A 21,044-nucleotide genomic window follows, 5' to 3' on the forward strand; every position below is an offset into this window, starting at 1 on the left:
GAGACGTCGATCCGGAGGCGGTGTATCGCCTTTCGCGTCGGCGGTTTCGCTCGCGCTTTGAAATCGCAGTACACCGATCGAGCGAATCGCTCGCATCTCGCCCGAGGCACGACTCGGCAAAACCGTCGCGCCGAGCAGTCCGCCCGCCACGGCGCCGCCGATCATTTCGACCAAACGTCGTCGGCTGATCACGACCGCTCCGTCATCCACGTTCGCAGTGGATCCGGTAATCGTCGAAACCGATCGTCGCGAAATTTGGCTGTCAGGAGTGGTGGCTTTCAGTGTTTCTAAAACGTCGGCCGCGGACGGTCGTGCGGCGGGATCTTTCGAAAGCATCGACAGGATCAGGTCCGACAACGCGACATCGTCACGGCGTCGAGCCGGATCGGCCAAGGCTTGTTTTTCCAGAACCGCCGAGAATCGTTTGGTCGCCGTTTCACCGGAGAATGCGGGGCGTCCGAACATCGCTTCGAACAGGACGCATCCGAGCGAAAAGACGTCCGCCGCCGGGGTGATCACTCCTCCACGTGCTTGCTCGGGAGCCATGTAACCGGGCGTCCCGAGAATCATGCCGACGCGGGTTGCCGAATCGGTATCGGAGATTTTGTTGATGTTTTCGGGGGTGAGGGCTCGCGTGAGTCCGGAGTCTTTCTGCCAGTTCGTTGAGCCGACTCGTGACAACCCAAAGTCGAATAGTTTCAGACTCGACTCGTTGCTGCCGGTTTGGGAGTCGCTGCTCTTCGCACTGCCGGTGGTGGACGACGGATGCGTTCGCCGCATCACCATCACATTTTCAGGTTTGATGTCTCGGTGGATCACGCCGCTCGAGTGGGCGACCGCGAGCGCGTCGGCGAGTTGAATTCCCCAGTTGCGAACTTGCTGCGTCGTGATCGGTTCACTCTCGATGCGATCGCGTTGCATCCGCTGCAGCAACGTTTCGCCGCGGAGGTGTTCCATCACAACGAAGGGCATGCCCTTGAACACGCCGATGTCAAACAGCTCGACGATGTGCGGGTGCGTCAACGCCGCGACGGCTTTCGCTTCGCGTTGAAAGCGTTCGACCAACACATGGCTTTGTCGGTCATGCAGCGACAACATTTTGATCGCGACGCTGCGGTCGAGCCGCGTGTCCGTGGCTCGGTAAACGATTCCCATACCGCCGCGACCGAGGATGCTGGTCAGAACGTACGGCCCGATCGTGTCGCCCAGACGCGGCAGCGGTGCGGGAGAATCTCCCGAGGAGTCGGCGTTGGCGTCGGAAGATTGATGGAGGAATCCTTCCGTTGCCGCTCCGTGGGCGTCGGCCGGAGTCGGTTGTGGTGTTTGTGAGTGCGTGGACTGGTTTTGCGGGGAAGCGGTTTCCGCAGAAGGAGTTTGCGGCGCCGGGGTTTGCACGGATTGGCCGCTCGCCGGTGTCGGATTGCCAGGTGTCGGATTGGTCGAGGTCGGATTGGTCGAGCTCGGATTGCGGTCGGACGGCGTTGAGGCGGCCCCCGATGAGGCGACGGCGGGGTGTTGCGGGGCCGGATCGCCTTCGCCGCGAACGAGTTCTTCGAGGATGGCCTGGAGTTCGGCGCGCAGCAACGGAGCGTGCTCGCCGCCGTAACGTTCGACGAGCGGTCGGATTTCTTCTTCGAGACTCTTCACATCCCCGCCGCGACGGAGCGTCTCGCGGGCTTGCGACTCGTACTCCAGGCAGATCGCATCGAGCCGAGCCAATTCACGAGCAGGTAGATCGCTAAGTTTCATCTCGCTCCTCCTCCAATTCTCGCTGCTCGGACCATGTTTTACGAATCAACTGCAATCTTCGTTCAACGGCGCGTTTGCTGATTTCGAGTCGTTTGGCGATTTCATCAACAAGGTACCCGTCCATTCTCAATACCGCGATCTCTCTGAGTTGCGGGTCGGGCAACGCGTCGAGCAATTCTTCGCACGCTTCGGCGAGTTCGGCACGCACGTCGGGGCGTACCGCGTCGTCACCCCCGCCCATCTGTTCCAGACCCGCCGGACCGGAGTCACCGCTCGCGTCGAGAAACACCGATTCACCTCGAACGTTCCCGCCACCTCTCTTTTGACGCGTTTGACGACGCAGATGCGCGTTCACTTTGCGGCTCGTTAAGGTGATCAGCAATCCCCATAAATTATCAGGACCGGCCAAATCTGGGAACTGATCCCTTCGGATTCCGGCAATGAAACTGTGAAAAGCCGACAACGCGATGTCCTCTTCGTCGCCGGTGCGTCGAAGGTTTTTCGGTAACCGAGTCCCTGCGAGCCGGACGAGCGGTTGGAAGTAACGCTCCCACAGAATGGTCGTTGCCTCCTCGTCACCGTCACGGACCTGTTCGAGAAGCTCGGCAAATTGTTCCAATGTGAGTTCCATCGCGGTCAGACTCCCGCCACTTTTGCGATAAATGAGTGTTCTCCGACCGTGCCGCTGGCTTCCGCACCGATGTCGAAATGGCTCCGTCGGGCGAATCCGAGTGCGAACAGCGAATCGCTGCCCGATGGTGGAGAGGCGTCTGAGATACTCGTCAGACGTCCAACCGGCTTCTCACCACCGGCGAACAGCTTCGTGTCGACCTCCGGAGTGTGGCCGTCGAGACCTTCGAGGGACCACTTCACCAATTTCTTCTGAACCTGTCCCAACGCGTCCAGCCGGGCGATCGTTTCCTGGCCGAGGTAGCATCCCTTGGTAAACGATATGGTTTCTTCTTCAGGGCGAACTTCCTGCGGCAGATGTGTGTCTCCGAAGTCGACCCCGTGCCAGGGATAGCCCGCGGCGATCCGCAGTTGATGAAACCGGCTTTCGGCATTGGCGTCGTCGATAACCTCGAGGGCGCCGCGGGGTTGTTGCAACGCATCCGCTACCGCGTGGGCGACGTCGGTGGTGGAGAGAGAAGCGGACGAGTCCGCGAGAATCAACGTTCCCCGCCAACCCGAGTTCGCTGTGCTGGCCTCTTCTGATCCGGCCTCGGGTGATTCGGCTTCTGGTGATTCGGCTTCTGGTGATCCGGCCACTGCTAATCCGGCCCAGGGGACGCGATACGCAGTCAGGGATGGAGGGTTTGCGGTTTCGTTGTCTTGTTTGGTTGCCGTGGAGGGCATCGGCAACTCGGCTCGGCTGAGCAGACTCGCCGAGTCCACATCGTTGTTTTCAAACAGGCCCGCGGTCGCATCGGAGACGACCAGCCAACTCGCGATCTCGGTATCTCGGATGTGTGGGACGGCGTCTTCGCGAATCGTGTATTTGTCCATTTGCGTCGCAATCGCGTCGGCCTGTCCGCTCGCACCGATCAGGCGGAACCCATTCGCGGTGCGATACACCAACGCGTGTCCGACGCATTTACCTTTGACGTTCGTGATGAAAGACTCGGCGCCGGGCCCATCGGGTTCGAGTGTCTTGATCTCGTTAGTGGTCAAGTTGTGCAGGATCGCCGTGGCATCATTGCCGAGCAGATCGAGCACAGTGAGTGATGGCATTCGAAGAATCAAAACGGTCTCTCAATGGGATAGGTGACGGTTCTGGAATGCCCCGGCGTCGACGCAGGTTGATTTGGCGTCGACGCAAACCAGAAAACAAAGGATTGTCGATAGGGATTGCGAGTCAATACGTTCGCTAGCGGGAGGAAACCATGCAGCCTTCCGCGAGTTCCAACCCGTTGATTTGATTGATCAACATGCGGAGTCTGCCGAGCGAACGACGGTTGAAGTTAAACACCAATCGCGGATAAGCGGCGAGTTCTTTCTCGCCAGACTCTTCGGGTAACGACCCGCGTTGTTCGTACGTTCCCTTTTTGACGATGTCCGCAAAGTCGGTGCGAATTTGGTCGAGTTGTTCGTCGGATAAGGGGACACGCAAGCGCAGCACGAGCTGATCGCGAACGTAACGCATCGAGTGGTAAACTTTGTAGAACGTCAGCAGCTCATCAACCGCGTCGTCGACGGAGTTTGTGATTTTGTAGAGGGCACTGTCCTCGGGGCTGATCATTCCGTTTTGCAGCAGTTGTTTGTCGAAGAAACCACCGAGGTCTTTCCAGTAACTGCCTTCGGGATGGTCGAGCAACACGAGCGGGATCATGGTTTGTTTGCCGGTCTGCAGCAGCGTCAGTGTCTCGCAGGCTTCGTCGAGCGTTCCGAAACCACCGGGCAGGCAAACCACGCCGCTGCATTCTTTCACGAACATTAATTTGCGAGTGAAGAAGTACTTCATCGTCACGAGTTTGGGATCGTTGTCGATGTACTCGTTCGCACCTTGTTCGAAAGGCAGCATGATGTTGAGTCCCATCGAGGCGTCACGTCCGGCGCCTTTGTGGCCGGCCTCCATGATGCCGCCGCCGGCACCGGTGATCACCATCCACCCGTGCGCCGCCATCCGCCGACCGAGGTCGACCGCGGAAAGGTAATCGGGTTGGTCGGGCGCCGTACGGGCGGATCCGAAAATGGTGACTTTGCGTCGACGTCGAAACGGCCGGAAGACTTGGAAGGCGTAGCGAAGTTCGCGCAGCGTTCGCGACAAGATCTTCAAATCGCCGCGAGCGGTGTCGTCACGTTCGAGCCGATCGATCGTGTGCCGCATGACCTGATAAAGGTCTTGTGAATTGACCCGCGAGATCGGTTCATCGGCGGGTTGCGGGCGATGCAGTTCGTCTTCCCCGATCGCTTCGCTAGGCAGCTTTCCGGTATCGGGATCGGGTTCGGGTTGTTTGGGCATTCGGGGGCGTCGGCTGCGTGGGGGTTTGGGTGACTTTCGGGAATCAGCGGCGGATGCTTTTTCGGGTGCTCCTGCCCCCTCCGGGGCGTTGTCGTCGTCGTTGGGAGATGCGTCTTGGTTGGAGGGCGTCGGGGGCGTTGTGGGGCTCATCGTTAGTCCTTATTTGAGTTCTAGCCAATCCTGCAATTTCGACACCCCGTGTGGGCGTCATTTGTACAACAATCTTCGATAAGGCACGATTCTACAGGTATCATCCGGCCGACTACAGACGCATCACTCTATCGGTTGTGCGGTCTGGGTAAAACAGCGGGGTTGGCGATCCATTTTGGCGTCAAACTCGCCGCAATCCGAGCCGTCCGATTGACCTGCGGAAAAGGTCGCCGGTGACTCAAGTTGGGACGAAATCGGTGCCGATGGTGAGGAGAGTACCGGTGAGGAGGGAACCTCACGGGCACTTTCACCGACTGGGGGGAAGACAACAAGGCATGGGATCTAGCAAGGACGCTGCTGCGGCCACCACCATCGGCTATTTCACCACGGTGGAATCCGAACGCACCGGATGGACCGGAGGGCTGTTAGTGCTCAACGCTTCGGGCCGCCCGCTCGAGTTTCAGTGCACATTGCCGATTCGACCCTCACGCGCCCACGAGATCCTCTTCGGTACGACTCTTCGACAGCACTTGATCAGCGAAGTGATCGGTCCGACGCTACTGCAAAAATGTCGCACGCCGATTTCGCTGCTGTGCTGCGGACAAACCGAAGCGATCACGCTTCAGGAAAACCTGCCCCGTTCGGCTTCGTCGCTGCCTGCGGGATCTGCGGTGGGATCGACGGTCGTGGCCGTGGTCCAGCGTGATGAAGAGAAGCGTTCCCGTCTGCTCGAGGGGCACTGCCGGCTCGCATTGGGAAACGCGACGTTGCATGTCGCGATGGAACGCATCGATGATGCCGAAACCGCGATCGCAGGACTCAATGAAATGGTCGACACGTTCGAGCCATTTGAACGCATCACGGAAGCGATCCGTGAAGCGCAGAGCCAGATGGCGAGGGCGGCGTGAATGTGGTTTTCGTGCCAAACCCGACTCCGCCACGACGCCGAATGACGGTGCGCCATCGGTCGATCCCTTGTCGGGGGATCCCGTGTCGCTCGATCCTTTGTCGGCACCCCGCCCATCGCAAGCGTCCCACGAGGTTGCTATCGGTGTGCCCGCGGACGCCACGCCGCAACCCGAGCTAACCTGCGAGATTGACGCGGCGCTCAGTTGGTCGCTGCTGCCGTGCGGTGAACCGTTCGACGATGTATCGCTGTGCGAACGCGAGACGTTTCACAACGGTGGGTTCGAGGTCGTGACGCGTACCCTCGACCTGTCGCCGCTGCAGACAACCCGTGTCCCGATCAAACTGCCGGCGCTGCGGGCGAAGACCAATGGGTTTCTATTTCCTGAGGCGGCATCATGGATTCCCAAGAATCAGGACGCCCCCAAAGCATCGGTGGCCGGTCGCATTGGCCAAGATGACGCTGTGGGCAAGCTTTCAAAGAAGCCGCGTCGAAAGTCCATCAAACACGCGCGAATCAAACCGCCTAACGACATCGTTAAACTGCAGGATCGGTTGTACTACCTGTTGCAGCCGCCACTCGACCTGCTCGTCGGCAGCGGGCAACTGAACTTCCCGTTCGAGCCGTTTCCGTATCAACTCGATGGCATCGCGTTTTTGTTTCCTCGGTACGCGTGCGTTCTCGCCGACGAGATGGGGCTCGGCAAAACGATGCAGGCCATCAGCACGATGAGGATGCTGCTGTGCAGTGGCGAGCTGCGGAACATTCTGTTGATTTGTCCAAAACCCCTGGTCAGCAATTGGTTGCGCGAATTTGGGGTTTGGGCACCAGAGATTCCGGTGATGGCGATCGAAGGGAACGCGGCCAAACGAGAGTTCCAGTGGCGGGCAACTAACGCGCCGGTGAAGATCGCGAACTACGAATTGTTGATGCGTGACAAAGAGATCGTGCTCGAAAGCGGTCTGCACTTTGATCTCGTCGCCCTCGATGAAGCGCAGCGGATCAAGAACAGCAACAACACGACCAGCGAAATCGTGCGAGCGATCCCGCGGACGCGTTCGTGGGCATTGACCGGGACTCCGGTCGAGAACTCGCCGGATGATCTCGTCGGCATCTTTGACTTCCTGTCGCCGGGATACCTGACGACCGGCATGCCGCTGCCCCAGATGGCGAAAGCGGCGGGTGACTACATTTTGCGTCGCACCAAAGACATGGTTCTCGACGACATGCCGCCGAAGTTGTTTCGGGATGCGGACGTGGATCTGACGCCCGAACAATGGGCACGTTACGAAGCGGCCGAGTCGGATGGGATCATCCACCTCGAGGAACTCGAGGAATCACTCACGGTGCAGCACGTGTTTGAATTGGTGCTGCGGTTGAAACAGATTTGCAACTTTGACCCCGTGACCGGTTCGAGTGCCAAGTTGCAGCGTCTCGAGGCGGATATGGAAGAGGTCGCCGCGAGCGGACAGAAGGCGATTCTGTTTAGCCAGTGGACCAAGACGATTGAAAAGATGCGTCCGTCGCTCGACCGATTCGGAGTATTGGAATATCACGGCAAAATCCCGCATAAACAACGCGAGACCGTGATCGATCAGTTCAAGAACGACCCCGAGAAACGCATCATTCTGATGAGTTACGGTGCGGGTAGCGTGGGGCTGAACCTGCAGTTTTGTCGCTACGTGTTTCTGTTCGACCGTTGGTGGAACCCCGCAATCGAAGACCAGGCGATCAACCGTGCTCACCGTATCGGCGCTGCAGGTAGTGTGACGGTAACCCGCATGATGGCCGCCGGCACGATCGAGCAACGTATCGCATCGGTGCTCGATCAGAAACGAGAAATGTTCGACACCCTATTCTCTGCCCAGAACGAACCGGTCAGTACTCACGATCAGGCACCTAAACCTGCTTCCAACAGTCCGTTGACCCGAACCGGTGGTTTAACGCGAGACGAGATCTTTGGGCTGTTCGATCTACGGGCACCGGGCGGCAAAAAGGTCGCCTGACGTCTTTTCTCAACGCTTGATGATTCGAGTTTCCTCTCAAGCGTCATTTACAAAGATGTAGCCGATGTCGCCAAGCTTCGGTGGCCTGTATTTTGGCGATTCCAGCTACAGAAATCGCGTGCATCAAATTTCTGCGTCGTTCCCGCGACAGCCGATCCGTTGTTGCCCGGGATGTGTCCTTCGGGGCGGTAACGTGCGGAGGCAAAGCGTACCGCGAGAAGCCAAACCTAGTGACGAGTTGTCGCACCATGCGGTGTCATCGATTCGGCGCAACGCATGGCTTTGGTACGTACCTGCGCAGTTTTCTGTGCGAGGCTGCTGCGGTCTACAATTGAACGCATTCATTGAATGACTCTTGCAGGCTACAGGCTCATGTCAGGCAACTTCGATACGGTTCGTGGTCCATTCTCTCGTCGGCATTTCTTGCGTTCTTCGGCGGCAGCGGCGACGGTGTTGGGCACGCAATCTCAACTGCTTTCTTCGCTGGTCCTCCAGAGCAACGATGCTCGTGGCGATGAGATCCAATATGATGATCGGAAAGGGGACACGGACCGTTTGAAGCTATGGTACGACCGTCCGGCACAGGTTTGGATGACCGAGGCGCTCCCCATCGGGAACGGCCCACTCGGTGCGATGCTCTTTGGAGGCACCGAAACCGAACGCATGCAGTTCAACGAAATCAGCCTTTGGTCCGGCGATCGCGTCAACAATGAACTGCTCGGCGAAACCCTGGAAGAAGAAGAGCAGAACCTGGGAGCTCATCAGGCGTTTGGGGATGTCTTTATCGATCTCGGACACGCCATGGCGAGCGTCACGAATTATCGCCGGGAACTCGATATCGATCGTGCGATTCATTCGGTCAGTTATGAATGCGACGGGGTCCAATTCCAACGCACCGCTTTCGCCAGCCATCCCGACGGCGTCATCGTCGTGCATCTGACCGCGGATCAGCCGGGTGCGTTGACCGGTCGTGTGCGATTGACGGACATGCATCAGTCAGACATCCAAGCGATCGATGGTGAGTCAGGGGCATGGAAGCTCGTTTCGGTCGGATCGCTCGACAACGGGTTCGAATACGAGGCTCAGCTCGTCGTGCAATGTGAACAGGGGGCGATTTCTCGCGGCGAGTCAGCAGACACCGACGCGGCGGACGGGCCGAGTGTTTCGTTTGCAAACTGCGACAGTGTCACGTTGACGCTGTCCGCCGGAACCAACTTCGTGCAAGACCATACGAAACAGTGGATCGGGGAGCACCCGCATGCGGCCGTCACCGAGAGAGTCAACGCAGCGACTCAGTTCGGCGTTGACGAATTGATCGTCCGGCACGTCGCGGATTATCAGGGACTTTTCCGGCGGTTCTCAGTGAATGTTGGTAAAACGGCTCCCGATAGATTGCGTTTAACCACACTGAAAAGGTTACAGCAGTACGCCGACGACGAAGCCAAGGATCCTGATTTGGAGGCGTTGTTCTGTCAGTTCGGCCGTTATCTTCTCATCAGTTGTTCGCGTCCTGGATCGTTGCCTGCGAACCTGCAGGGAAATTGGAACGACAGCAATCGGCCAGCCTGGGCAGGCGACTACCACTCCAATATCAACTTTGAAATGAACTATTGGCCGGCCGAGCCAACGAACCTCGCCGAATGCCATCGCCCGTTCATCGACTACGTTTCGAGTATTCGCGAGGTGAGTGCGGCGAACACGCGGCGTCACTATGGCGACGTTCGCGGATGGACGCTGCAGACGATGAATAACGCGTGTGGCATTTCTTTTTGGAAGTGGAACCCGCCCGGAAGCGCGTGGTACGCCCAGCACCTCTGGGAGCATTTCGCGTTCGGACGCGATGTCGAATATCTTCGCTCGACCGCGTATCCCGTGCTGAAAGAGGTAAGCCAGTTTTGGGACGACCACCTGGTTCGTCGAGCCAACGGAACATTGGTCACTCCAGACGGATGGTCGCCCGAACATGGTCCGTCGGAAGAGGGCGTCACGTATGACCAGGAAATCGTCTACGACTTGTTCACCAATACGATCGAAGCGGCCGACGTCTTGGGAGATGACGAGGAATTTCGTGACCACATCGCAGGGCTGCGACAGAAACTGCTCAAACCCAAAATCGGCAAATGGGGACAACTGCAAGAGTGGGAGGAGGACAAAGATGATCCGACCGACGACCATCGGCACGTGTCACACTTATTTGGCCTGCATCCGGGACGTCAAATCACTCGTTCGAAGACGCCGAAGCTATTTGCAGCCGCGGAGGTTTCCCTCAACGCACGCGGTGACGGTAGCACGGGTTGGAGTCGTGCGTGGAAGATCAACTTTTGGGCCCGGTTGTGCAACGGCGATCGAGCGTATCGATTGCTTCGCAATCTGATCAATGTCGTTTACAGCACGAAGATGGTTTACGGTGAAAGCGGAGGCGGAGTTTATCCGAACTTGCTTTGTTCGCATCCGCCGTTTCAAATCGATGGCAACCTTGGCGCGACCGCCGGCTATTGCGAAATGATCGTGCAAAGCCATGCCGATGAGATCCGGTTACTGCCGGCATTGCCGAGTTCATGGCCGGACGGTCACGTTCGGGGTTTGCGGGCACGCGGTGGTTTCGAAGTGGACCTCTCGTGGAAGAATGGCCAATTGGAAACCGCCTCGATTCGCTCGTCCGCCGGACTGCCCTGCCGCGTGACGTATGGCGAGCAATCATGGGCAGCGGAGATCAAACCCGGCGAGACACACGTCATCGACGTTGCGTGAACACCGATCGGTGAAGGTCTGCCGAATCATCGTCTGAGACGCTGCATTTCGCGTGAAGTGGCCCCACGCGATATTTGCTTCTGACTTCGCCAGAACTCTGGTTTCCGCTCTCGTCGTTATTGTCAGCGCCGTTTTCAAGTAGTGGATCTCGTTAAAGATCCTCGTGTGACAAGATCCTCCTACAGCAGGCTCCTCATGCAGCGGGATCTTCAACAAGATCCACTACCGCCTACCCGAAAGCCTTGCTGCGTTGGAAAGCTAGCGGGGATCTGCTGCAGTTACGCTAATCTGGCATTGGACGGTTGGCATGTCCTCGGCCGTTGCTGTGAGCACGATGTCTCCGGGGTCACCGGTTTCGGCAACGATGGCGAGGGCCAAACCATTGAAGGTCGTGATGACGTTCGATTGGAAGCTTTCGTGGCTCATCGGGTCACCGTTGCCAGTCGCGAGTAAACGTCCGGGCCCTTCGATCTTCAGCGAGATTTTCGTCGCTGCGTGTGGGACAAAGTTTCCCTGGGCATCGAGCACGCGAAGGGTCACGTAGGACAGTTGCCGGGTGTTGGCATCGAGTTCGGTTCGATCGGGGGTCGCCGAGAACGAATTGGCATCACCGGCCGTGTGAGTCACCGTGGTGCGTACGACTTTGCCGTTCTTCGTCGCGACAGCTTTCAGTTCACCGGGTTGGTAAGGAACGAGCCACTGCATGTGCATGTCGTTTTCTTCTGTGAATCCGCGTGTGCCCAACGACTGCCCGTTCAAGAACAACTCGACGCTATCGCAATTGGTGTAACACCAAACCGGAATCGTGGTGCCTTCTTTCCCAGGCCATGTCCAATGCGGCAACAAGTGGACCATTGGTTCGTCGGTCCATTGGCTTTGGTAGAAGTAGTAGGTGTCTTTGGGGAAGTTGCAAAGATCGATGATTCCAAAGTTGCCCAACACTCGCGGCCATCCGCCAGACTCGCCGATGTAGTCAAAACCCGTCCAACGGAATTCGCCGGCGACAAACGGCAGCGTCTTGGTCAATCGCCAGGAATCGCGAGCACTGATCCGAACGCCTGCGTTGTCGTAGGAGGACTCATACCGACCGTGTGTTTCGGTGAAGACTTCCGCAGGGGTCAGGTGTGGAGGTTGAGTTTGTTTTTCGCGATACCGAGTGTGGGTTCGGTACTCGCCGCGGGTTTGCAGCGTGTGAGGCACTTCGGACGCGTAGATGAAACGATTGGGGTACTGTTCATGATCGGCTTCGTATTGGTAGCACGACCGGCCGCCTCCGTTGTACCCGACCAAATCGAGCATCTCGGCAAAGCCTGACTCGTTCGCTCCGGCGATGAAGTTGCAACCGACGGTTACCGGACGGGTTGGATCGAGTTGGTGGCACAGATCGCTCATGCGTTTGACCGTTTCCAATTCGCCGTGTTTCTGAGCCTCGGGGAGTTCGTTGCCGATGCTCCACATGATGACCGACGGGTGATTGCGGTCTCGCATCAAGTGGTCCGTAAGATCGATCTCCTGCCATTGATCGATGTAAGACGCGTAACCTTGTTTCGAACGACGGCCGCAGACGAGTTTGCCGTCTTCGAATCCCCATCCGAAACGCCACTTGTCGAACGTTTCGTTCACAACGAGGAACCCAATTCGGTCGCATATTTCGAGTAGTTCCGGCGGCGGCGGATTGTGAGCCGTGCGAATCGCGTTGCAGCCCATCTCTTTGAGCATCCACAAACGGCGTTCGAGTGCGTCGTCCCACAACGCCCCACCGAGCGGTCCGAGATCATCATGGTTGCAAACACCTAAGAACAACATGCTTTCGCCGTTGAGGAAGAACCCCTCGTTGGGATCGAAACGCATCTCCCGAACACCAAACGTCGTTTCATATTGGTCCGCAACTCGTTTCGTGCCTTTAGAGGAGTCGTCGCAGATCAACTCGGTTTTCATCACGTAGAGGTTGGGCGATTGCGGCGACCATAGCTCAGGGGTGGGAAGTTGGATTGTCTGCGAAACGACTTTGGTTTCGCCCTCGCCAACCATCACGGTGTCAGTTCCGCTCGCGACGACGTTTCCACCGTCGTCGACGATCTTCTGTTTCACTTCCACCGAGGTCGCCGAGTCGCCTGTGTTGCTGACCGATGTTTTGATGGAAACGTCCGCCGCCGTCGCGGTGATGTTCGGCGTGGCGATTTGGGTTCCCCACTGAGCAACATGAATCTTGCTCGTGGTTGTCAACCAGACGTGCCGATAGATCCCCGAGCCGGTGTACCACCGAGATGACGGTTGCTTCGCGTTGTCGACCCGCACCTCCAAAACATTTTCTCCGTTCGGGTTGAGGTAGGGCGTCAGGTCATAGTGAAAGCTGATGTATCCGTACGGGCGGACACCGAGGCTGTGACCGTTGATCCAGACCTCGCTGTTCATGTACACGCCGTCGAAGCAAATCGAAACGCATTCGTCGGACAGCTCCTTCGACAGTTCGAACGATTTGCGGTACCAACCAATTCCACCGGGGAGGTAGCCGCCCGGTCCACCGCTCGGGTTCGACTTTTCGAACGGGCCTTCGATGCCAAAATCATGCGGCAGGTCAATGGGAATCCATCCGGTTTGATCGAGACGTTTTTGTTCGAAGGTATTGCCGTCGAGTTCGCCGTGATGAAACGACCATCCGCGATCAAAGTTCACACGGTCTCGCGGACTGTCTTTCGCCTCCGCCGTGGCGGCGAGAATGCAGGATAAGGCTGCGAAGAACACCGTTTGCGCACATGAAATGCGTTGGAAAGTTGTGTGTCGGGTCGGCATGTTGCGTCTCGTGGAAACGTTCGGAAGGTTTGGCGATGTTAATCGTTGCGAGGATTAAAGACAGAAGGCTGTCAAAAGATTGTCACCTAAAAACATCATAATGATTTTGAGTGAGATTCGATGTGCTCGTGGCGTCCATGGGAGAGCGTAGTGCGCATAAGGATTGCAAGCAGGTTGATTGAGGTTCGTGCTGCGAATGGTAGCGGTGCGTTCGAGGCGAATTGATGGCTGTCCGAAAGCCGCGGCAAACCAATGAGCCGTCAGGCGTTCGCCCCGGTTTTCCTGAACAAAATGCGGCAAACGCTGATCGGCGAACCTATGTTCGGATAGGCACTTAGGTTCGCGTTAGGTCGCAATGTGCTTGATAGGGCGTTGTGGCGACGTGCACGGCATATTGATGTGAAACGCAAACGCGAATCGACGGAAAATTGAGCTGCAGAGGTGTTCGAACGGGTTCGATGACGCGGTGCTGTGTGGTTGCCGAGAACTGTATGGCTGGCTGAGAAACGATGATTGGTTTGATACGTTGGCGAATTATCATGTCGTTTGCAATTCAGGAACCGTTAAAGGTTTTGGATGACACCTTGATCGGTGTATAAGAGATGATCGCAACATAAGAACGTCGCAGGGTTCTATGTGCGTCATGTTTATTGCATAGAATGTCAATGCGTGTTTCAGTGTTTCAACGTGCGATGTTCTGGCGTTTCCCGGGTGAGAATAGGATCGACATGATTTTTCGAGTGCTTGTTATTGTTGTCACGTGCCTCGCGATGGTGTCATCCGATGTGTATGCGTTGACGCCGGTGGGTTTGAAGGCGAACGGGCAAACGAACCCGATCGGCACGTCGTCAGCACCGTTGCTGTCCTGGCGATGTGAAGTGGCGACGGATAGCGGCGAGCGTGGACTGTATCAATCCGCGTGGCGGGTTCTCGTGGCGAGTTCGCCCGAGTTGCTTTCTGAAGGAACGGGTGACCTATGGGATTCCGGAAAGGTGCCCGCGAGTCGTTTATCGCAGGTTCGCTACAGCGGCGAGCCTCTCGTTGCCGGTCAACGTTGCTATTGGAAGGTCGGGTGCTGGGTAACGAAGACTCCCGACGCTGCGAACGGGGCAAACACCACGGATGACACGCCAACATGGAGTGGCGTGGCGTCGTGGGAGGTGGCTCCGGTCACGCCGGCAGATTGGAAGGGGGCGACGTGGATCGACGATGGTCAACCGCTGCCCGAGAACGACGCTGCGTTTTACGATCTCGACCCGGCACCGAGGCTGCGTCATGAATTCGTGATGAGCAAACCGATTGCCTCGGCGCGATTGCACATCGCGGGGCTCGGTTACTACACCGCGTCGGTCAACGGCGAGCGTGTCGGGGATCACGAACTTGATAGCGTTTGGACCGAGTTTGGCCAGCGGATTCTTTTCAGTTCATTTGATGTGACCGAGCAAGTTCAGCGAGGTGAAAACTGCATCGCAATGGAGTTGGGCAACGGTTGGTTCAATCCGTTGCCGCTGCGGATGTGGGGGCATCGCAATATTCGAAAAAGTATCGAGACGGGACGACCGCGCGCGATCGCATGCTTAGTCGTTGAGCATGACGATGAGACGCAGTCGGTGATCACGACCGACGGCGATTGGAAGTGGAAGCCGGGGCCGACGGTGTTCAACAGTGTTTATCTCGGAGAAATTCGAGACGCTCGATTGGAGCAAACGGGTTGGGACGAGGTCGGATCGGAAGGCTCCGGTTGGAAGTCCGTGCGGGTGGTCGATGCACCGCTCGAGCCGTTGACGCCGATGGTGACACCACCAATCCGCGCCGGCAAACCGATTGACCCGGTTGCGATCACTTCGCCGAAACCCGGCGTTCAGATTGTGGACTTCGGTGAGAATTTCACAGGCGTTCCCGAAGTGTCATTGCACGCGCCGGCCGGTACTGAGTTGCGGTTTCGTTTTGGCGAGTTGTTGTATCCGGACGGAACATTGAATCCCATGACCAGCGTTTGTGGTCAGATCAAAGGAAATCGCAAGCTCGCTGATGGAACGGTGGTGCCGAAAGGTGGACCGGGAGCACCCGAGTTCGCTTGGCAAGAGGATCGTTACAGTTGCCGAGGTGCGGAAACGGAAGTGTTTCGTCCGAAGTTCACGTTTCATGGTTTCCGATTCATGGAGGTCACTGGTCTACCGGAGTCGGCTGCTGCAGGGTTTTCAGTGGACGACATCACAGGCTTTCCACTGCGCAGCGACTTGCAATCGACTGGCGAGTTTGCGTGCTCCAACGAAAGACTCAACGAAATTCAAAAGACGACACGTCGCACTTTCTTGGCGAATGTCGTCGGCGTGCAATCGGATTGCCCGCACCGAGAACGTTTCGGCTATGGCGGTGATATCGCCGCGACGAGCGAAGCGTTTTTGATGAATTTTGACATGTCGGGCTTCTATGCCAAAACGGTACGCGACTGGGCAGACGCGGCTCGGCCTGACGGCAATTTGACGGATACCGCGCCGTTTGTCGGGATCAACTACTGCGGCGTGGGGTGGGCGATGGCGCATCCGTTGTTGATCGAGCAACTCTATCGTCACTACGGCGATGCGTCGCTCGTCGAGGAGCAGTTGCCGGTCGCGATGAAGTGGTTGGAGTTGGAGAACGCGGGACGCAAGAACGGACTCGTGGTCAAGGGGCTCGGGGATCACGAGGCGCTCACGCGATCGGGAGGTCCGGTCATCACGACGGCGATGTTCGTCGATGCGGCTCGACGCATTGCCCGCCTTTCTCGGATCGTCGGACGAGAAGACGATGCGAAACGCTGCGACGAGATGGCGGACGACGCCGCGCACCATTGGGCCGATGCTTACTTAGATCCCGAAACGGGAACAGTCGACGATGGATCGCAAACCCGTCAATCGTTGGCGCTCGGGTTCGGTGTCGCTCCCGATGCGAGTCGTGATCGAATCTTCGATCGCATGGTTTCCGCGGTCGAGGATCCTATCGAGCTGAAGCACCCTGGTGGCGGCAAGGCATCGGGGGCTTATCTGACGACCGGGATCTTCGGAACGAGAATGTTGATGGAACAGTTGTCCGCGAACGGACGCAGCGATCTCGCATACCGAATCGCGAGTCGCAACACGTTTCCGTCGTGGGGATGGATGCTCGAAAACGACGCGACGACTTTGTGGGAGCATTGGGCGGGAAGCGATGGAACGTTCTCGAACAACCATCCGATGTTCGGATCCGTTTCGGCGTGGTTCTTTCGTTGGCTCGGTGGGATCCAGGTCGCTCCCGACGCGGTCGGTTCGGACCGAATCAGCATCCGGCCACAGTTTGCGTCGGGGCTGACCTGGGTTCGCTGTTCGCATAAGACGGTTCGTGGATTGATCGAATCGAATTGGCGCGTGGATGGCGAGTCGGCTGAGTTGGAAGTGAGAGTTCCGGTAGATACGACGGCCGAGATTGAGTTCCCGGCGGGGACGTTGGCGGTGCGCGAAAGCGGCGTGTCGCTGGAGGAGTCGGCCGGATGCGATGTGCTGACGCCAGGCCGGCGAGTTCGGGTCGGCAGCGGCGTGTATCAGTTCCAACTCGAGCGGACCCCGTAGCGTCTAGTTCGTTTGACGATGTGCGGGCGTCGTTCGAAGCGAGCCCGAAGTCTGATGCCATTGGCTCGCGGGGCGGGGCCGCGGCAAGGTGGCGGGGGACGAAGTGGCGGGGGCTACGCGGACTGATTAGTTCTCGATGTTCGCGTTCCACCACCATCGGTTGGTGGGGCGTTCGTCGCGGAATTTGATATATGGTTTCAAGCCCGGATAGTCTGCGGTCTTCAGCGGCACGAGTTCTTCTGGTGCGATTTTGACTCCGCCGCTGGCCATCAAGACTTGGTGTTGTTTGCGGCCTTTTCGGTATCGATGATAGACGGCGATGGAGTCGACCTGCGTCGGTGGGTTGAGCTTCTCGGCTTGTTCTGCGGCAAAGTACATCATGGCACGTTGGAGTGTTTCGTGGTCGGACGTGGTGGCGACACGTTTCCACAATTCGCAGATCGCGGTTGCCATGTAGACCGATTCCAGGGCCCCGTAAATCGGATACTGGGTACGGATGCCGACCCAGTTTTGATTGAAGTGTTCGACGAACGCGAGCGAGGCCGGATCGACCGTGCGATTGCCGCGGGCTCCGTCGAGTTGGGCGCGTTCGTTCTCGCCGCTGAGCCGGATCGGTCGGCCGGCGATTTGAACGATCTTGTCGCCGTCGACGTCTGTGGCTCGGACATCCATCATGTCCGACGTAAACCAGAGTCGCAGCAATAGGTCGGTCGGCGGTGTGCCGTCGCCCGTTGATGAGAGCATCTGCAAATAGTTGCGAACGCGTTCGGGCATCGGTTGGTCGCCGAGAGCCAAGCGTTTCATATGTCGGTCGGCTTCGACCATGAGGTATGCGACCTCGTGAGAAGGCGTGGTTCCGAAAACCAGGATGTCTTGTCGCCCCAATGCTGAGGCGAGTTCATCGGCCGCCCGAGCCATCGGGATTTCGCCGCCGGTTACCTTCTGTCCAAACGCCGCCGCGTTGCGAAGTCCTTCGGGTGTCGGGTCGATCGTGCAACCGTAGGCGACGCCGCTCCGGGCTGCTTTTAGTCCAACCGCCATCGAGACTAGGCTCATCGGCGGCATTCCGGTCTTGCGATCAATTTGCCATCCGTCGAATTCATCGAATCCGGCAACCGGACCGGCGAGGATCAAATCATCGGCCGTCACCAGAGCCAACGTGACGCGAGATAGGCCTGCCATGGCTCGAAACGCTTCGAGTTCCTCGTCGATCTGTGTGTCCCCGTTGGCAGTTGACTCGTTCGCGGTTGGGCCGGACTGCTGCATCTGCAAGTTTCGTGTTGCGAGTGCCTGCATCATTCGGCGGATAGAAATGCATCGAGCGCGAGCGGGCGATCGCCAGTCGTGTTCGTTCGCGGGAAGGTCGCGTTGTTCGGTTTGTCGCCCGGCGAGCATCTTGGAGATGAGTGCGGCGTTGTCGGTCTTCACCGGTGTTTGGGGATCGTAGTCGCGGAGCAGTCCACGCGGATCGACCATCACGCCTTGCGGGTAGGGTGCCATGGTTCCCACGCCGCCGAGAGCTTCCCAAGAATCCGGTTCGACGGTTTGTTGGATCAGCGTCATCAGTGAATCGAAATCGGCCATCGAGCCGCCGCCGCGACCGGCGTTCTCGCCGGGAAGGCCCGCGCCGGCACCGGGTTGCGGTCCCGAGAGTGGTTCGTTGACCGCGATGGGGCCACCGAATTGCCCCGAAAAGCCGCCTTGCTGAGCCTGTGCGTTGGGGGGGACGAGCAGCCCGGTGGGTAACGTCGCGAACGCGGCAAAGAAACAAAGCACCCTAACGGTCAAAGGCATCCGCATCGCAACTTCCTCGATGAGCAAAAGAAAAGACGCGAACTCGAAGACTTTCGAAGCTCGCGTCTTAGAAATGTATCAAGTCCGCGATCGTCCGCAAAATTTTTGGCAAATTTCGCATGCGAGACGGAGTAATCAGAAGTCTGCGTATCGATCGATGTCGAGACTACTCGGCCCAATAATCGACCACGACGGCTTTGGCCATGTGAGGTTTGAGGACTTCGACGAAGGCTTTGTGGGCAGGATGCGGCAGGTATGCTTCCCGGCCGGCTTCGTCGGCGAACGTCACGAGGAAGCAGTGCGTCAGGCCGTCGTTGAGGCCTTCGGGGCTTTTGTTGACGCCGTGTTCGAAGTCCACGATCGAGTCGATCTTGCTGGGCAGTTTCGCGAATTCGTCGACCACGTGCTGGACGTCCGCCTCAGTGCTGGACTCATTGAAGCCAAACATCACGACGTGACGTAGTTTCTTGGTCTCTGATTTTGCTTCGGAACCCACAGCGGCAACTTGCATGGAGGTGATCGCCAGCAGAGCGATGGCGACAAAAAGGGACAACGTCGTTTTCACGGGAGTGGTGCTCATCACGTACGAGAGGGGAGTTGGAAATGCTCCCACATCTTACCGCGCCGGCTACCGCAGTAGGTGTCGCGGCGTTCGTGACCACCAAAGAATTCGTCTCGTGTGCCCGGTCTGACGATGGCTTTCTTCGAGCCCTGTGGCCATTGTCAAAACCATCGGCTGGTTGTCGAGCGGTGCCGTGTTCTAGCAGTTTGTGCCAGCTCTGTTTCTTTTGGGGGAGTGGATCTCTGTGGAAGATCCTGCTGCATGAGGATCATTCGCAAGATCCACTATGGCTACCCGAGAGCTGAACTGTGCCGCGGGGCTAGGCGAGTTTGGCACCGGAGATCAGTTTCAGGAAACCTTCGTTGTCGTCGAAGCGACCGAGCTGTTTCGTTAACTGTTCCATCGCATCGACCGGGTGCATTTCGCTCAGAGTGCGACGCAGCATCGAGACCGTTTCGTAGGTTTCTTCGTCGAGCAGCAGCTCTTCGCGTCGTGTTCCAGATTGCGAGATGTCGATCGCGGGGTAGACACGACGATCGGCGAGTCGGCGATCGAGAACCACTTCCATGTTCCCGGTACCTTTGAACTCTTGGAAGATCGCTTCGTCCATCCGGCTGTTCGTATCGACCAGGCAGGTGCCCACGATGGTCAGCGAGCCGCCTTCTTGGAAGGCACGTGCGGTGGCGAAGAGTTTCTTCGGGACGTCCATCGCTCGGATGTCCAAACCGCCGGTACCGGTTGCTCCACCGCGGCCGGACTTGCCGACCCATTTGTTGAACGCACGAGCAAGGCGGGTGATCGAGTCGAGCATCAAGAACACGTCTTGGCCTGATTCGGCGAGACGTTTGGCACGATCGATCGCCAATTGGCTCAGTCGGACATGGCTTTCGATATCCATATCCAGGCTGCTCGCGATGACTTCGCCGTTGGTGATGCTGCGCCGCATGTCGGTGACCTCTTCAGGTCGTTCGTCGATCAGCAGCACCATCAACTTCACATCGGGATGGTTTTCCGACATGCCTTCGGCGATGTGCTGAAGCATGATTGTCTTGCCGCTGCGTGGCGGTGCGACGATCAACGCGCGTTGTCCACGACCGAGTGGGGCGAGAAGGTCGATGACTCGGTTGGTAAGAGGTTGTTTTCCCTTTTCGAGTTTCAGGAACTCTTCCGGGTTGATTGCCGTCAGGTCATCGAACAGCGGCATGTCCGGGTATTTTTCCGGCGGTTGGCCGTCAACGTCGAGGATTTCGCGGACCCGCGGGCCTTGTTGCCGTTTGGCCTGCTGGACCATCGTGTGCAGCATGACGCCTTGGCGGAGGCCGAACTTTTCGACCATGGTTCCGGGAACGAACGGGTCGGTACGTTCACGTGTGTAGTTGTTTGACGCGCTTCGCAGGAACCCGTATCCGTTGGGGTGCATTTCCAGAATGCCGGCCCACTCTTCGAGTGGTGCGTCGCTGACGAAGTCCGCCGGTTCACCGTTGGATCCTCCGTTCTGCTTTCCGCCGCCTCCGCCTCCGCCTCCACGGCGGCGACGACGAGTGCGAGGTTTGCTGCCCCCGTTTCCACCGGAAGACGATCCGTTTGAGGAGCCATTCTGAGAGCCGAAACCACCTCGGCTGCGTGATGAGCGCTTCTTTTTTGCCATCTTTTAATCCAGGTAAACCTGTCTCGGAGCCTCCGCGAAGGAGAGCATTTGAGGTGTTTTCAACACAGCATCCACACGAAGATTTGCCGGTCTTCAGCGAAGACCAACGCATTTCGGGGGTGGCGAAAACACCGA

General features: G+C 57.9%; 12 protein-coding genes. 4 read left to right on the forward strand and 8 right to left on the reverse strand.

Going from position 1 to position 21,044, the window contains the following annotated elements; translation table 11 throughout:
* The 4 genes from RSSM_RS08615 to RSSM_RS08630 all read right to left on the reverse strand — a co-directional run.
* On the reverse strand, positions 1 to 1,749 hold a 1,749-nt coding region (locus tag RSSM_RS08615), incomplete at its 3' end, for a serine/threonine-protein kinase (protein WP_008676764.1).
* Positions 1,739 to 2,380, reverse strand: a complete 642-nt coding sequence (locus RSSM_RS08620) for an ECF-type sigma factor (protein ID WP_008676766.1) — start codon at positions 2,378 to 2,380, stop codon at positions 1,739 to 1,741. The genes RSSM_RS08615 and RSSM_RS08620, both read right to left, overlap by 11 nt.
* Before the next feature lie 5 nt (positions 2,381 to 2,385).
* Positions 2,386 to 3,480, reverse strand: a complete 1,095-nt coding sequence (gene ygfZ, locus RSSM_RS08625) for a CAF17-like 4Fe-4S cluster assembly/insertion protein YgfZ (protein WP_044301894.1) — start codon at positions 3,478 to 3,480, stop codon at positions 2,386 to 2,388.
* A gap of 136 nt (positions 3,481 to 3,616) precedes the next feature.
* The gene (locus RSSM_RS08630) at positions 3,617 to 4,711 is read right to left on the reverse strand and encodes an LOG family protein (protein ID WP_044301900.1); all 1,095 of its coding nucleotides are present in this window, start codon (positions 4,709 to 4,711) and stop codon (positions 3,617 to 3,619) included.
* A gap of 485 nt (positions 4,712 to 5,196) precedes the next feature.
* On the opposite strand from RSSM_RS08630, the gene RSSM_RS08635 reads away from it, so the two are divergent.
* The 3 genes from RSSM_RS08635 to RSSM_RS08645 all read left to right on the forward strand — a co-directional run bounded on the left by RSSM_RS08635 (position 5,197) and on the right by RSSM_RS08645 (position 10,525).
* Positions 5,197 to 5,769 (forward strand): hypothetical protein, encoded by a 573-nt coding sequence (locus RSSM_RS08635; RefSeq protein ID WP_008676774.1) that lies wholly within the window; start codon positions 5,197 to 5,199, stop codon positions 5,767 to 5,769.
* An 82-nt stretch (positions 5,770 to 5,851) separates the two neighbouring features.
* Complete coding sequence (locus RSSM_RS08640; RefSeq protein ID WP_008676775.1) at positions 5,852 to 7,774, forward strand: DEAD/DEAH box helicase; 1,923 nt, start codon at positions 5,852 to 5,854, stop codon at positions 7,772 to 7,774.
* Positions 7,775 to 8,146: 372 nt separating this feature from the next.
* Positions 8,147 to 10,525: a glycoside hydrolase family 95 protein gene (locus tag RSSM_RS08645; protein ID WP_008676777.1), complete on the forward strand. Its 2,379-nt coding sequence runs from the start codon at positions 8,147 to 8,149 to the stop codon at positions 10,523 to 10,525.
* 258 nt (positions 10,526 to 10,783) lie between these two features.
* Here RSSM_RS08645 and RSSM_RS08650 read toward each other — a convergent pair whose 3' ends face one another.
* Complete coding sequence (locus RSSM_RS08650; protein WP_008676779.1) at positions 10,784 to 13,318, reverse strand: glycoside hydrolase family 2 TIM barrel-domain containing protein; 2,535 nt, start codon at positions 13,316 to 13,318, stop codon at positions 10,784 to 10,786.
* Between the two features lie 740 nt (positions 13,319 to 14,058).
* Here RSSM_RS08650 and RSSM_RS08660 point away from each other — a divergent pair.
* The gene (locus tag RSSM_RS08660) at positions 14,059 to 16,905 is read left to right on the forward strand and encodes an alpha-L-rhamnosidase (protein WP_236621023.1); all 2,847 of its coding nucleotides are present in this window, start codon (positions 14,059 to 14,061) and stop codon (positions 16,903 to 16,905) included.
* A gap of 126 nt (positions 16,906 to 17,031) precedes the next feature.
* On the opposite strand, the gene RSSM_RS08665 is transcribed toward RSSM_RS08660, so the two are convergent.
* The 3 genes from RSSM_RS08665 to rho all read right to left on the reverse strand — a co-directional run bounded on the left by RSSM_RS08665 (position 17,032) and on the right by rho (position 20,909).
* The gene (locus RSSM_RS08665; protein ID WP_236621024.1) at positions 17,032 to 18,699 is read right to left on the reverse strand and encodes a DUF1598 domain-containing protein; all 1,668 of its coding nucleotides are present in this window, start codon (positions 18,697 to 18,699) and stop codon (positions 17,032 to 17,034) included.
* A gap of 166 nt (positions 18,700 to 18,865) precedes the next feature.
* Complete coding sequence (locus RSSM_RS08670) at positions 18,866 to 19,279, reverse strand: Dabb family protein (protein ID WP_044301895.1); 414 nt, start codon at positions 19,277 to 19,279, stop codon at positions 18,866 to 18,868.
* Between the two features lie 301 nt (positions 19,280 to 19,580).
* Positions 19,581 to 20,909, reverse strand: coding sequence for a transcription termination factor Rho (gene rho / locus RSSM_RS08675; RefSeq protein ID WP_008676790.1), 1,329 nt, complete (start codon positions 20,907 to 20,909; stop codon positions 19,581 to 19,583).
* Positions 20,910 to 21,044: the final 135 nt, after the last annotated feature.

Source organism: Aporhodopirellula sallentina SM41 (genome assembly GCF_000346505.1).
In the GTDB taxonomy this organism is placed as follows: Bacteria; Planctomycetota; Planctomycetia; order Pirellulales; family Pirellulaceae; genus Rhodopirellula; species Rhodopirellula sallentina.